This is a genomic window from Trinickia dinghuensis (genome assembly GCF_003367175.1).
Taxonomy (GTDB): domain Bacteria; phylum Pseudomonadota; class Gammaproteobacteria; order Burkholderiales; family Burkholderiaceae; genus Trinickia; species Trinickia dinghuensis.
This window is the reverse complement of the sequence record NZ_QRGA01000006.1, coordinates 227,149-240,111: the sequence shown is the minus strand read 5'-3', so window position 1 is coordinate 240,111 and position 12,963 is coordinate 227,149. Positions and strand designations below refer to the sequence as shown.

The 12,963-nt window shown below is 64.3% G+C and carries 12 protein-coding genes; 9 read left to right on the top strand and 3 right to left on the bottom strand.

The window, feature by feature from the left end; translation table 11 throughout:
* The first annotated feature begins 12 nt into the window (after nucleotides 1–12).
* The 4 genes from DWV00_RS10935 (at nucleotide 13) to DWV00_RS10920 (ending at nucleotide 5,506) form a co-directional block, all read left to right on the top strand.
* Nucleotides 13–981, top strand: coding sequence for a threo-3-hydroxy-L-aspartate ammonia-lyase (locus DWV00_RS10935; protein ID WP_115533595.1), 969 nt, complete (start codon nucleotides 13–15; stop codon nucleotides 979–981).
* A 122-nt stretch (nucleotides 982–1,103) separates the two neighbouring features.
* Entirely contained in the window at nucleotides 1,104–2,831 is a 1,728-nt protein-coding gene (locus DWV00_RS10930) for an FAD-dependent oxidoreductase (protein WP_115533594.1), read from the top strand.
* Nucleotides 2,832–3,013: 182 nt separating this feature from the next.
* Nucleotides 3,014–4,348: an argininosuccinate synthase gene (gene argG, locus DWV00_RS10925; RefSeq protein ID WP_115533593.1), complete on the top strand. Its 1,335-nt coding sequence runs from the start codon at nucleotides 3,014–3,016 to the stop codon at nucleotides 4,346–4,348.
* Between the two features lie 30 nt (nucleotides 4,349–4,378).
* Nucleotides 4,379–5,506, top strand: coding sequence for a 3-deoxy-7-phosphoheptulonate synthase (locus tag DWV00_RS10920; RefSeq protein ID WP_115533592.1), 1,128 nt, complete (start codon nucleotides 4,379–4,381; stop codon nucleotides 5,504–5,506).
* Here DWV00_RS10920 and DWV00_RS10915 read toward each other — a convergent pair.
* A complete protein-coding gene (locus DWV00_RS10915; protein ID WP_115533591.1) occupies nucleotides 5,499–6,089 on the bottom strand; it encodes a BPSL1445 family SYLF domain-containing lipoprotein in 591 nt (196 codons plus the stop codon). The two genes, DWV00_RS10920 and DWV00_RS10915, sit on opposite strands and share 8 nt — an antisense overlap.
* 141 nt (nucleotides 6,090–6,230) lie before the next feature.
* Here DWV00_RS10915 and DWV00_RS10910 point away from each other — a divergent pair, with 141 nt between their 5' ends.
* Nucleotides 6,231–7,034: a YkgJ family cysteine cluster protein gene (locus tag DWV00_RS10910; RefSeq protein ID WP_115533590.1), complete on the top strand. Its 804-nt coding sequence runs from the start codon at nucleotides 6,231–6,233 to the stop codon at nucleotides 7,032–7,034.
* A 125-nt stretch (nucleotides 7,035–7,159) separates the two neighbouring features.
* On the opposite strand, the gene DWV00_RS10905 is transcribed toward DWV00_RS10910, so the two are convergent.
* On the bottom strand, nucleotides 7,160–9,280 hold the full coding sequence (locus DWV00_RS10905; protein WP_115533883.1) for a D-(-)-3-hydroxybutyrate oligomer hydrolase: 2,121 nt from the start codon (nucleotides 9,278–9,280) through the stop codon (nucleotides 7,160–7,162).
* A gap of 208 nt (nucleotides 9,281–9,488) precedes the next feature.
* Complete coding sequence (locus DWV00_RS10900) at nucleotides 9,489–9,782, bottom strand: hypothetical protein (protein WP_115533589.1); 294 nt, start codon at nucleotides 9,780–9,782, stop codon at nucleotides 9,489–9,491.
* Nucleotides 9,783–9,885: 103 nt separating this feature from the next.
* Here DWV00_RS10900 and DWV00_RS10895 point away from each other — a divergent pair, with 103 nt between their 5' ends.
* Genes DWV00_RS10895 through DWV00_RS10880 form a run of 4 tightly spaced genes read left to right on the top strand, consistent with a single transcriptional unit; the run spans nucleotide 9,886 to nucleotide 12,954 of the window.
* Nucleotides 9,886–10,308 (top strand): hypothetical protein, encoded by a 423-nt coding sequence (locus tag DWV00_RS10895; protein WP_147297876.1) that lies wholly within the window; start codon nucleotides 9,886–9,888, stop codon nucleotides 10,306–10,308.
* Between the two features lies 1 nt (nucleotide 10,309).
* Nucleotides 10,310–10,738, top strand: a complete 429-nt coding sequence (locus tag DWV00_RS10890) for a lytic transglycosylase domain-containing protein (protein ID WP_181885429.1) — start codon at nucleotides 10,310–10,312, stop codon at nucleotides 10,736–10,738.
* Nucleotides 10,723–11,808 carry a secretion/conjugation apparatus DotM-related subunit gene (locus DWV00_RS10885; RefSeq protein WP_115533586.1) on the top strand — a complete coding sequence of 362 codons (1,086 nt, stop codon included), beginning with the start codon at nucleotides 10,723–10,725 and terminating at the stop codon, nucleotides 11,806–11,808. Before DWV00_RS10890 ends, DWV00_RS10885 begins: the two co-directional genes overlap by 16 nt.
* A gap of 9 nt (nucleotides 11,809–11,817) precedes the next feature.
* Nucleotides 11,818–12,954: a thioredoxin fold domain-containing protein gene (locus tag DWV00_RS10880; RefSeq protein ID WP_115533585.1), complete on the top strand. Its 1,137-nt coding sequence runs from the start codon at nucleotides 11,818–11,820 to the stop codon at nucleotides 12,952–12,954.
* Nucleotides 12,955–12,963 lie beyond the last annotated feature (9 nt).

Here is a 12,963-nt window from a genome sequence, read left to right as displayed (position 1 = left end):
CGTGAATCTCATATGACTAACTTCGAACTTCCTACCTATGCCGACGTCGAGGCAGCGGCCGCGCGTATCGCCGGCGCGGCCAACCGGACACCGGTTCAAACGTCGCGCACGCTGAACGAGATTGTCGGCGCCGACGTATTCATCAAGTGCGAAAACTTTCAGCGCATGGGCGCCTTCAAGTTTCGCGGCGCCTTCAACGCGCTGTCGAAATTCTCTCCGCAGCAGCGCAAGGCCGGCGTCGTCGCCTTCTCGTCGGGCAATCACGCACAGGGTATCGCGCTGTCCGCGAAGATCCTGGGCATGCCGGCCACGATCGTCATGCCGCATGACGCCCCGGCGGCGAAGGTGGCTGCAACAAAAGGGTATGGTGCGAACGTCGTCGTATACGACCGCTATACGGAGGACCGCGAAGCCATCGGCCGCCGTCTGGCCGAGGAGCAGGGCCTCACGCTGATCCCGCCCTACGACCATCCCGACGTTCTGGCAGGGCAAGGCACCGCCGCCAAAGAGCTGTTCGAGGAAGTGGGCGCGCTCGACTACCTGTTCGTGCCGCTGGGCGGCGGCGGGCTGCTCTCGGGCACCGCGCTTTCCACGCGGGCGCTCGCACCGCAATGCGTGCTCTACGGTGTCGAGCCGGAAGCGGGGAACGACGGCCAGCAATCGTTCCGCAGCGGCAGCATCGTTCATATCGATACTCCGAAGACCATCGCCGACGGGGCGCAGACGCAACACCTCGGCAACTACACGTTCGCCATCATCAAGCGCGACGTCGATGACATCCTCACGGCGTCGGATGCGGATTTGGTCAGCGCCATGAAGTTCTACGCATCCCGTATGAAGATGATCGTCGAGCCTACCGGGTGTCTTGGGTTAGCCGGCGCCTTGAATGCCAAGGACTCGCTCAAAGGCAAACGCGTCGGTGTCATCATTAGCGGCGGCAATATCGATCTCGAACGGTTCTGCTCCTTAGCGGCTGCTTAAATGGCGCGGTGCGGCCTCACTACGGGTTTTCAGAAGGCGCTTTTCGCCGAACCTTGCTAAGCTGGCGCTCGCCAGCGCTAGAGCATCGATCGCGACGTCACCTGAAAACGCCGAGGCCCACCATGAACAGCCCAGAGCTTGCCGCTCCAACCGTTCCAGCAGCGCCCGAGGAGGAGATCCCGTACTCGTCGCTGGAACATCGGCGGCATCAGTTGTTTCCGAAGCTTTCCGCCGCCGAAATCACCAGTTTGCGGCGTTTCGCGAGACCGATGACGTTCAAGGCTGGCGATTTCGTCTTCGAAACCGGGCGGGTCGCACTGGGTCTGTTCGTCCTGCTTCACGGCCGTGTACGCATTTGTTCGCGCGACCGCTTCGGCAACTGGACGAAGATCGCCGAGCACGAAGACGGCAGCTTCATGGCCGAAATGGCTCAGCTCTCGGGCAAGCCGGCGCTTGTCGACGGCGTCGCCGAGACCGATTGCGAGACGCTGCTCGTCGAGCCCGACAAGCTGCGCGCGCTGATCGTCGCCGACGCGCAATTGGGCGAACACATCATGCGTGCGCTGATCTTGAGGCGCCTTGGCCTCATCGAACGAGGGCTCGGACCCATCATCGTCGGCGACCCGACCGAAGGGCGCGTGATCGCGCTCCAGGGTTTCTTGAGAAGAAATGGACATCCTTCGACGGTCCTCGACGCACGCGACGATCCGGAAGCGATTGCGCTATTGGCCGACATGACGATCGGGCCCGACGATTTGCCGCTCGTCCTGTGCCCCGACGGCTCCGTGCTGCGCGCCCCCGACGAAGTGCGGTTGGCCACCTGCCTGGGGCTCGTGCCCACGTTCCAAGCGGCTTGCGTCTATGACGTCGCGATCGTCGGCGCGGGCCCCGCGGGGCTCGCCGCCGCCGTCTATGCGGCGACCGAGGGATTGTCCGTCGCGGTCTTCGACCAGCGGGCGCCGGGCGGTCAAGCCGGGGCCAGCTCCCGCATCGAAAACTATCTCGGCTTCCCGACGGGCATCTCGGGACAGGCGCTCGCCGCACGGGCTTATCAGCAGGCGCTGAAATTCGGCGCGCATGTCGCGATTCCGGGCAAGGTCGTCGACGTCTCGGTTTCGCGTGAAGATCGCTGCTTTCGTCTCTCCTTGGCGGACGACCAGCACATCGGCGCGCGTGCCGTGGTGGTCGCGAGCGGTGCGGCGTATCGCAAGCCGTCGGTGTCGAACATCGATCGGTTCGAGGGGCGCGGGATCTACTACTGGGCGTCGCCGATCGAAGCCAAATTGACGAAAGGCCTGGACATCGTGCTGATCGGCGGCGGCAATTCCGCCGGCCAGGCCGTCGTCTTTCTCGCGAACTTCGCGCGCAGCATTCGAGTGCTGATTCGCGGCCGGTCGCTCGAATCCAGCATGTCCAAATACCTGATCGATCGAATCGGTGCCTTGCCGAACGTGTCGGTCTGCACCGGATGCGTGCTCGACGAGCTTGAAGGCGACGAAGCGGGATTGGCGCGCGTGGTGATTCGGCACAACGACGAGCGGGAAGTGGTCGAGTCGCGGCATCTGTTCTTGTTCATCGGCGCTGATCCGAAAACCGACTGGCTGGCCGCGAGCGGTGTTCAACTCGACCGCAACGGGTTCGTGACGACCGGATTCACCGGCAGCGGCGCCCGCGCGGGCGAGAGCCCCCTCTATCCGTTGGAAACGAGCGTGCCCGGCATCTTCGCGATCGGCGACGTGCGCGCGGAATCGACCAAACGCGTGGCTTCGGCGGTCGGCGACGGCGCTGCCGTCGTCAGTCAAATCCACGCTTATCTTCACGCTTTGTCGCGCCCGGCTCAGCTTAGCTGAACCCGCGCGCGGGAATCCGCCTCGCCGCGCGCGAGGGGCCGAATCCGGCGGCGCCCCGCGCACCGGCTACAATAGCGTTTTGCGCGTCGCCTGCGCCCCATCCGGGCGCGGATGCGAGGCGCGAGCGCCGGACGGCCGGTTGGCTCGAATTACCCTCCATCCTCGATTGAACGGTTTCCTTCATGAGTACTATTCTTGAAAGCCTCCCGACCGGCCAGAAGGTCGGTATCGCGTTCTCCGGCGGCCTCGACACGAGCGCCGCGCTGCACTGGATGAAGCTCAAGGGCGCCGTCCCGTATGCCTACACGGCCAACCTCGGCCAGCCGGACGAGGACGACTACGATTCGATCCCCCGCCGCGCGCTCGAATACGGCGCCGCCGGTGCACGGCTGATCGACTGCCGCTCGCAGCTCGTGGCCGAAGGGATCGCGGCGCTGCAATGCGGCGCGTTCCACGTCTCCACGGCCGGCGTCACCTACTTCAACACGACGCCGCTCGGCCGCGCGGTGACGGGCACGATGCTCGTCGCGGCGATGAAGGAAGACGGCGTCAACATCTGGGGCGACGGCAGCACGTACAAGGGCAACGACATCGAGCGCTTCTACCGCTACGGCCTGCTCGTCAACCCGAGCCTGAAGATCTACAAGCCGTGGCTCGATCAGCAGTTCATCGACGAACTCGGCGGCCGCGCCGAAATGTCCGAGTTCATGCGCCAATCGGGCTTCGCGTACAAGATGTCGGCCGAGAAGGCGTATTCGACCGATTCGAATCTGCTCGGCGCCACGCACGAAGCGAAGGACCTCGAAAGCCTCGAGTCCGGCATCAAGATCGTCAACCCGATCATGGGCGTGGCGTCCTGGCGCGACGACGTGCAGGTTGCCCGGGAAGAAGTGACGATCCGTTTCGAGGAAGGCCGTCCGACGGCGCTGAACGGCGTCGAGTACAAGGATGCCGTCGAGCTGATGCTCGAAGCGAACCGCATTGGCGGGCGTCACGGCCTCGGCATGAGCGATCAGATCGAGAACCGCATCATCGAGGCGAAGAGCCGCGGCATCTACGAAGCCCCGGGGCTCGCGCTGCTGTTCATCGCCTATGAGCGTCTCGTCACGGGTATCCACAACGAAGACACGATCGAGCAGTACCGCGACAACGGCCGCCGGCTCGGCCGCCTGCTTTATCAAGGCCGCTGGTTCGATCCGCAAGCCATCATGCTGCGCGAAACGGCGCAGCGCTGGGTCGCGCGCGCGATCACGGGCGAAGTGACGATCGAGCTGCGCCGCGGCAACGACTACTCGATTCTCAGCACGAAGTCGCCGAACCTGACGTACCAGCCCGAGCGCCTGTCGATGGAGAAGGTGCAGTCGACGTTCTCGCCGCGCGATCGTATCGGCCAGCTGACGATGCGCAACCTCGACATCACCGACACGCGCGAGAAGCTGCGCATCTACTCGCAAGTCGGTCTGCTCGCGCCGGGCGAAGCCTCGGCACTCCCGCAGATCAAGGGCGACGAGAAGTAAGCTTCGTACCCCCGGCTTGGAGCGACGGCAATGAGAAGTATCGATAACCCTTCCCAGGACCGGGAAGTCGGCGTGGCGGATGCGACGCAAGACACGACGCGCATCGACGACGTGCGCATCGGCGCCGTGCGTCCGCTGATCTCGCCGGCACTGCTGCAGGACGAGATGCCGGTTCCGCCGGACGTCCAAACGCTGGTGGAGCGCACGCGGATCGAGATCGGCGATATCTTGCATGGCCGCAACGACCGGCTCGTGGCCGTGGTCGGCCCATGCTCGATCCACGATCACGACCAAGCGCTCGACTACGCGCGGCGCCTTAGGGCCGTTGCCGAAGAACTGCGCGAGGACTTGCTGATCGTCATGCGCGTCTACTTCGAAAAGCCGCGCACGACGGTGGGGTGGAAAGGCTACATCAACGATCCGCGTTTGGACGGCAGCTTCAGAATCAACGAGGGGCTGCGGGCCGCGCGGCGCTTGCTGCTCGACGTCAACGGCATGGGCTTGCCGGCCGCGACGGAGTTTCTCGACTTGCTGGGCCCGCAGTACATCGCCGATCTCATCGCGTGGGGGGCGATCGGCGCGCGCACGACGGAGAGCCAGAGCCACCGTCAGCTCGCTTCGGGGTTGAGCTGCCCGATCGGCTTCAAGAACGGGACGGACGGCCGCGTGCAGATCGCGGCCGACGCGATCGTGGCCGCCCGGGCCAACCACGCGTTCATGGGCATGACGAAGATGGGCATGGCCGCGATCTTCGAAACGCGCGGCAACCAGGATGCGCATGTGATCCTGCGCGGCGGCAAGAGCGGCCCCAACTACGACACGGCGAGCGTCGAGGAATGCTGCGCCGTGCTCAGAGCGGCCGGGCTGCGCGAGCAAGTGATGATCGATTGCTCGCACGCCAATTCAGGCAAATCACACGAACGGCAGATCGACGTCGCGAACGACATCGCCGCGCAATTGGAACAAGGCGAGCAGCGCGTCGTGGGCGTCATGGTCGAAAGCCACCTCGAAGCCGGGCGGCAGGACTTGAAGCCCGGCGTGGCGCTGCGCTACGGCGTGTCGATTACCGATGCCTGCTTGAGCTGGGCTCAGACGGAGCCCGTGCTCGATACGCTCGCGCAAGCGGTTCGGCGCCGGCGCGCGGCGCGCGTCAAATAATCAGCCGGGAGATCTTCGTCCCTTCGAGCGACACGCCTGCCATCAAGCCGGCGTTCGTGAGGACGAATGCTTCGACGGGCTTCGTCGCCGTCGACGTATCGACGTTGCCGTTCGCACCGATGTTCACGACGGCGACCGTCGCATCGACGCCGGCGGCCCAGCCTTGGCTGCTCGTGAATTGATCCAGTGCTTCTTGCGTCATGAACAGCATGACGATCGCTTTCGATTGCGCGCCGATCTGCAGGCCGAACGAGCCGCCCGTGATGCTGTAATAGCCGTTCGTTTGCTGGCCGATGCGCAAGGCCCCCTTGCCGTACTGCGCGCCGAACCAGAAACCGGCCGCGATGACCGACGGAAACACGAGCACGCCGCGGGCGCTTCCAACGAGTTCGCGCGAGCCGTGCACGGTCGAGTAGAGCCGCGTCAGCGTGGCCTCGACATCGGCGTCGATCGTCGCGCGCCGTCCGGCATTCGCGTCCGGCGTACCTGACGTGGAAAGGGGCGTGGTCGTGCATCCGGTCAGCGAGAGGCCGCTCGATGCGAGTACGGCCCCGGTCATTGCGATGAATCGACGGCGTTGCATAGCGTCTCCTGACAAGCGAACAATGCGGTCACGGCACGCGCGGACAGCGGGCATGCGGCGAGTGCTGTGATCTACTGCAGACAATCTTGACGGTCCAGTAGTTCCGGGCGAGGCCATTCAAGGATCGGAGTTGAGTTCACTATGAACGAAGCGGATGTCGATTTCGCGTGTACGATTTGCTCGAAGTGTTGCCGCGATCTGCGGCTGCCGCTCACCGTGGACGAGGCGGTCGATTGGCTCTCGCGAGGGGGATCCGTTCAGCTTTTATGCGAGGCGGTGCCTTGGCTTGCAGACCCGCCTCCTGAGAACTTGTGGGCCGCGCATAAGCTTCGCCGGTCGTTCGCGGGCAGGAGCGGCGATTTGCCGGTGCGGGTCGTCGTCATTCTGGCGGCCACGTTCACGGGGCCTTGCCCAAACCTGCAACCGGACAATCGGTGCGGCATTTACGAAGAGCGGCCGCTCGTCTGCCGCATCTATCCCGCGGAAATCAATCCTTTCGTCGAGTTCGATTCGCGGAACAAGCTGTGTCCCCCCGATGCCTGGGCAACGGGTTCGCCGGCGCTCTTTCGAGGCGGACGTTTGGTCGATGCGCGCACAGTCGAATTGATCGAACGTTCGCGCGAGGCCGATGCAAATGAGGCGCCGGTCAAGGCCGAACTGTGTCGAGTGCTGGGCATCGACCGAGCCGCGATCGCGAACGAGGGCTTCGCTGTCCATTCGCCGAACGGCGGCGTTTTGCTCGAAGCGCTGCGGAGCGTGCGAGCACAGGCGTCGAAAGATGGCCCATCGGCTAGGCCATCCGGGGCTTCCGGCGAATGGCGGTTGGTCTCGAATCGGCGAGCAAGTGTCGATGCGCTTGCTGCTGTCGGTGCCGTGAGCGAACTCGCGGGCGATCACGCGCATGCTTCGTTCGAGTACTTGGGGCTCTCCGATCCTACTGCTTGAAGAGGGAAGGAGGGAGCCGGCGTATGACGCAGCATGGGCCGGTGCATCGGCCCATGCGATCGAGACGATCTTCCCTGATGAGTCGGCCGGACACCGCGGCGTGAACCGGAGGTCCGGGCCATGGCCTAGTGCGGCACGTTCACGACGCCTCGGCTGACTTCGATCGCATTGCTGCCCGGATTCAGCGCGATGGCCGGCAGATTCGCTGTGGTGAGTGCGGGTGCGGCACCTGGCGTACCGCCGCGCGGAACGGTCCGGATGACTTGCGAAGGCGGCAGCGGGGTGCCTTCCTTCAGGTGATCCCACATCAGATTGAGTGCCTGCAGATAGTAGTAGTGCACGGGGATGAAGCGGGTATCGAATCCAGGAAAGGGCAGAAATGCATCGAAGTGCTGGCCGTTCATCACTTCATAAAGCGACACCTCGCTGTTTGCGCCTTCCCTCGCGCTGTTCGCCGCGAGGTAAGCGCGCGACGCATGATTGATCGGCACCAGGGCATCGCTGCGGCCTTGCACGAGAATGGCCGGCTTGCCGTGCAGATCGGCTTCGACGCGGATGGCCCGCACGCTTTCCATCATGCGCGGATCGCGCTGCGTCCATAAGCGCCGCATGCACACAGCGCCTGCGAAGCTCGCATCGGGCGTGGCGAACCGGTGATCCGCGGCACCGTTCGGGCCGTTGTCATAGACGAGGTTGATGCCGTTGGTGGGCGGAACACCGTTGCCGAGCCCGAACACAGTCGGCATCGGCGGCACGGTCGGCGGCACGCCGGCCGCACCGGACGCTTCGTTCGTCGGGCCGAAGCTGAAGCCGCACAGATTGTCGAGTACGCTCGAACGCGTGTAGGCGTTCGCATAGGTGACCGCGACGGCCGGTACCGCTTGCGAATCCCACATCGGCGCTTGCAGTAGATCGGAATCGGTCTCGTAGCCGGCGGCATGCAATTGCGCGAGCGCATCGTTCGCTTGGCTCTGCAGATCCGTGCCCTTCACGTATCCGGCGGCCGCCAGCGACGCGCAACGCGCTTGCCGGATCGACGTCGTTTGAGCGACGGGAAGCGCCGTCAGGTAGGGCGCTCCCGCCGCGGCCGGCGCGAGTGCGGCACACGGCTGCAGCAAGTTGGCCAGGGTCATGTAATCGGCGAGCGGCTTGCCGGCTTCCTCGATCGGCTGCCCGCCTTCGAGCACGCGGGCGCGACGCGGCATGCGCACGTTCACCTGCGGCTCGCCGACGACGACGGCCGTGATCCATCCGCGCGTGTCCTGTTCGGCTGCTTCGAGCGAGGCGCCGCCGCCGTTGCTGACGGAAGCGGCGATCGTCGTGATGCTGCCCGGTTCATAGCGGACGCGATGAGGCGAGCCTGCCGTGACCGTGCCGAATTGATGGTTCAGCACCCAATAGGCGAACTGGACGGCCTCGAGCGTGTCCTTGCCCCAGTCCTGCTCGGGGTTCTGTTGCGAATGGGCGTGCTTGAACGCGTAGCGATAAGGGAACGCCGCGTTGTAGCGGGCGATGTCGCCGCTGCTTGCATTGACGGTGAAGAGGCTGTCGTGCCCGGCGCCGGCCGCGCTTGCCAAGCGCCCGTCCATCAGCGTGACGGTGCCCGTCATCAGTTCTTGCGCGCCGTTGCCGGTGCCTTTGTCGTTGTAGGCGACGGCGCAGCCGCGCTTCAGCCCCCATTCGCCGGCCGCCGACACGGCGCCGTAGACGCCGCGCGATCCCGACGACGTTGCCGTGACGATGCATGGATTCGCCGGATCGAAGTGCGCGGGCACTTGCACCATCAGCGTGACGTTTTGTTTGCCGCTGCCGTTGTCCGCATAGGCGAGGTATTCGGTGCCTGGGATCTTACCCTCGCCGAGCGTGTCGTTTCCGTTCAAATCGACGTTGGGCCCCCAGAAGCGGCCGTACCCGCCGTTCGGTGTGATATCGACGAGCGCGCGATAGTTCGACCAAATCGCGAGACGGCGCAATTCTGCGGCGGTCGGGCTTGCCGGATTCGCAATCGCGGGCGCCGCGCCTTCGAGCCCGGTCTTGCCGAGGCCGCCCGTCAACAGATCGTCGCTGACTCCGTCATACGTCGTGGTTCGAAGGCTGCCAGCGACGACGAACGACGGCAACCGGTTCGTGCTCGATTGCGTGTTTTGATTGTCGTCGGCGTGGGCGGGCGAGAAGAGAAACGCGCCGGCGATCGCGGCGCTGGTCAGTAAGGCTGCACTTCGAGCTGCAAGAGGAATGGCTTTCATCGCGTCTCCTTGCTTGGCGTGGCGCGCGTTGCGCCGTTTCGATTGCGAAGACCCTGCGTGACACTGCCATGACATCGATGCGGAAGGATCAAAGTCCATGCGCTGCGCGCGCACGGTCCCCGCTCGACCTCGCGATTGTGAGGAAGCCTCGTGCGGTTATCAAGCTTCGAATCTCGTAGATTGACGCCCTTTGCTCGAGTTGATCGGCCTAGCGCGGCAAGATGCGTTTGCGCGGATCGACGCAGCGCCGCGGATCGACAGGCTCCGCGTGATGGTGCTTCTCGGTAGGTGGGCCGGATGAAAGCACCTGATCGGCGAGTTTCGCGATTTCGAGGAGCAATTCGATGCCCCCCATCGGCGCCGCGTGCGACGGCTCGGATGCCGCCGCGAGCGCATCGGAGGCTAGCTCGGCCGTCGTTTCCAATACGTCCGCCCGGGCAGCGCTGCCCGGACGATGCGACGTTTTCTCGCGCTGCTTGTTGCCGCGATCGGCCATCTCCATGATCTCCTCAGCGAATCGGCGGTTCACGCCGGAATCTGGGTTTGACACAAATTCCGTATAAAATGTAGCATACGTAAAAATGATTGATGGATCGTAACACAAGATGGCCCGTGGACTTGGTGCGCCGAGGACTGAATTGATCGACTTGCTGACGTCGCCGCTCGGCGGCCTCGTCGCGCGCCGGATCGACCAGGCGCACGCCGGGGCACCCGTGCCGGGGTGGGACGGCGCGAGTCTCGAACAGGCGGCGGCACACGTGGCAGCGCTCGTTCGCGGAATGAACCGAGATCAACTCGAGAACTGCGACGAGGATTTGAACGTCTTTTTCGGGGCGGTGCCGTTTAGCTTGACGATTCCGGTCGCCGTCGCCATCGAACTCAAATGGCCGCATCACATCGACACGCTGCCGGAGGCGAGCGGGCGGATCGAACTCGTGCGAAAGGCCGGCCAATATGCCGTGCTCTTTAGCGCGGAGCGCGTTGCCGACGTCCTGTCCGCCGTCAACAAGCGCGAAGCGAGGGGGTAGCGTGCCTTATCTGCCGTTTCCGCCGATGCCCCAACAGACGTTCGACTACTGCGTGGCACAGGCCGAGCAGAAGTACCAAGTTCCGTCGTGCATTCTTCAAGCCGTCCATCAGATCGAGTCCGGCGGGACCTTGCGGCCGGGGCTCGTGCATGGGAACAGCAACGGCACGAAGGATTACGGCGTTACGCAGATCAACACCGTCTGGGCCGACTACTTTCAGCGCAAGTTCGGCATCACCGCGCCCCAGTTGGCTGACAACGCGTGTCTGGCGGTGAACGGGTCAGCCTACATCATTCGCTACGAGATCAACGCTACGGGCAATTTTTGGGCTGGGGTGGGCAACTACCATAGCCGCACGCCGGGCGAGCGCGACCGGTACGTGATGCGCGTCGCGCGTGCCGCCGAGGAGTACGGATGTCGGATCAGGTGAGCCAGCGCAGTTCGACGCCCGTCGCATTCATCGCCGCCGTCGGGTTCGGCTGTGCGCTGTTCGGGCTCTGGCGGTTGAAGCACGACGTTATCGTCCGCGTGCTGATGACCTTATGCGACTACGAGGCGCGGCCCCTATCGAGTTGGTCGACCGTCGCGAGCGAGCTTCGTCAGCGCTTGGCCGTCTATTTTCACTATTCGAAGGTCGTCTCGTTCCCGGAAGCCTTCGTGCTGGCCTGGCAGATCGGGGCCTTCTACCTCGGCATTCCGATCGCATTCGCCGGATGGGCCGCCCGGCGCGCGATGCGCCATCCGATCGTGCGCGCTCGGCGCGTACACAGCGTTCAGACGCTGCTCGAGGCGCAGAGCAAAAGCTTTTCCGCGGTTGCACCGGTGCTGCGGCGCGACTTGTCGAACGATCGCTCGAGCGAATGGGCATCGTCGATTCACCCCGAGGAATGGGTCGCCCAGCATCGCCTCATCGGCGATGGAAAATTCGACGCCGATCGGGCCCGAGCGCTGCTCGCAGCGCAGCTCGGCAAGCCGATCGAGTCATTCGCAGAACTAAGCGGTGTCGAGCGCGCGCTTTTCGCGGTCTTTGGGCTGAGAGTGTTCTTCAAGGAAGTCGAAGCATCGAAGGCGCTCGTCGATGCTCTCAACTACAGCGCCGACAATCCGCAATCGAAACCGAATCTCAAACTCGCCGACGATGCCTTCAAGCGTTGCGCGGGTGCCGACCAGGCGAAACGCTGGCTGCGCAAGCACCGCTATCCGCGAACGCTCCTGATGGCGCTGTTGATCGAGGCGCGGCAGCTCGGCGTGCTGCCGTCGTCGACGTTCATTTGGCTCAAGCCGCTCGACCGCGCGCTCTGGTATCCGCTCAATACGGCGGGCCGCAAGGTGCCGTTCATGGAATCGGCCGGCGTATTCAACCATTGGCAGGCTGAGCAAGTCGCGTCGGAAAACGACTGTGAGCTGAGCCGCCCTCATGTCGAGGACGCGCTCGTCGGCTTGCGTCGATATATCGAGGACACCGGCTTGCTGGCGACGCCGCAATCGGATCAACAATAAGGAACCCCTATGCGACTGAAATTCGAACGGAGCGCGGCTCGCACGCGTGATGTCGTACTGATCGAAGCCGATGGGACGGTGTATTCATCGTTCTCGAAGACGGGCTATCTGCGTGCCGCCACGCGCACGCGTTTTGCCTGCGGGACGACGGCGGCGACGGGGGCGTTCTCGATTTCGCGCGGCCAGCCGCAGACGCTCGAAGGCGGGGCGCAAGGGCCGGCGAACCACGGGCTCGTCTTCATCAGCGAAGTCGACGGCGAAGAGAAAATCGCACTGATCGAACGTTTCGCGAGCGAAGCGGACGCCGAGCAAGCGCTCGGAATGATCGAGACGGCGCTGCGTCGCTCCGCGGTTGCACAACGAGGATTGCGTCTCTGGCGCAGCTTGCTCTGCTGGGCAGGGGCGCCGTTTCTTATTTTCATCGTGTCGATGTCGGGCGTGCAGTTTCTCAATTCGCACAATGCGGCATTGGATGACCTGAACAAGCTCGCGCACTTGGCGCAGCAAAACCCGAGCATATTCGGCATTCCGGCGGTGACGCTGCCGGCGACGGCTGCAGCTGCTGCGTCGCCTGCAAGTCAAGCGTCGCCGATTGGGCTGGCATCGGCGCTTCCTTCGGAACCGTCGTTCGCACTCGCATCTACGCCGGCGAGCGCGCCGGCCGATACCGCCGCATCGACATCGACATCGGCGGCCGTCGCCGCGATGCAAACAAGCGCTCACGGGATGGCGCAGATCCATTTCGGACTCGACAATCAGCCGGCTAAGCGCACGCTATACGTTTACTCGGACCCCAACTGCCCGGCCTGCCGGCGATTCGAAGCGCACATCAACGACTTGTCTCGCGATTTCTCGATCTACGTCATTCCCGTCGCGTACCAGCACGGATCGGCGACGATCGCCTCGCAGATTCTGTGCGCGGCCGACGACAAGCAGAAATGGATCGAGACGATGAGCCGCGCGAAGACGACCGATAAGGTAGAGGGCGAAGACTGCGAGCGAGGATACGCGGGCTTGAAGGAGAACATGGCGATGTTCAATTCGCTCGGCTTCGATTCGACCCCGCGCGTCGTCGACGGCGACGGTGCCGTGTTCCCGGCGGGCGCGACGGCCAGCGCGATCCGCATCCAAGCCGCCGCGCGGTAAGCGACGTTC

Excerpts from the sequence above, each read along its gene's own strand:
- DWV00_RS10900 (WP_115533589.1), bottom strand. The coding sequence starts at position 9,782 with ATGGAGATGGCCGATCGCGGCAACAAGCAGCGCGAGAAAACGTCGCAT.
- DWV00_RS10930 (WP_115533594.1), top strand. The coding sequence starts at position 1,104 with ATGAACAGCCCAGAGCTTGCCGCTCCAACCGTTCCAGCAGCGCCCGAG.
- argG (WP_115533593.1), top strand. The coding sequence starts at position 3,014 with ATGAGTACTATTCTTGAAAGCCTCCCGACCGGCCAGAAGGTCGGTATC.
- DWV00_RS10935 (WP_115533595.1), top strand. The coding sequence starts at position 13 with ATGACTAACTTCGAACTTCCTACCTATGCCGACGTCGAGGCAGCGGCC.
- DWV00_RS10895 (WP_147297876.1), top strand. The coding sequence starts at position 9,886 with ATGGCCCGTGGACTTGGTGCGCCGAGGACTGAATTGATCGACTTGCTG.
- DWV00_RS10905 (WP_115533883.1), bottom strand. The coding sequence starts at position 9,280 with ATGAAAGCCATTCCTCTTGCAGCTCGAAGTGCAGCCTTACTGACCAGC.
- DWV00_RS10915 (WP_115533591.1), bottom strand. The coding sequence starts at position 6,089 with ATGCAACGCCGTCGATTCATCGCAATGACCGGGGCCGTACTCGCATCG.
- DWV00_RS10920 (WP_115533592.1), top strand. The coding sequence starts at position 4,379 with ATGAGAAGTATCGATAACCCTTCCCAGGACCGGGAAGTCGGCGTGGCG.
- DWV00_RS10880 (WP_115533585.1), top strand. The coding sequence starts at position 11,818 with ATGCGACTGAAATTCGAACGGAGCGCGGCTCGCACGCGTGATGTCGTA.
- DWV00_RS10885 (WP_115533586.1), top strand. The coding sequence starts at position 10,723 with ATGTCGGATCAGGTGAGCCAGCGCAGTTCGACGCCCGTCGCATTCATC.
- DWV00_RS10910 (WP_115533590.1), top strand. The coding sequence starts at position 6,231 with ATGAACGAAGCGGATGTCGATTTCGCGTGTACGATTTGCTCGAAGTGT.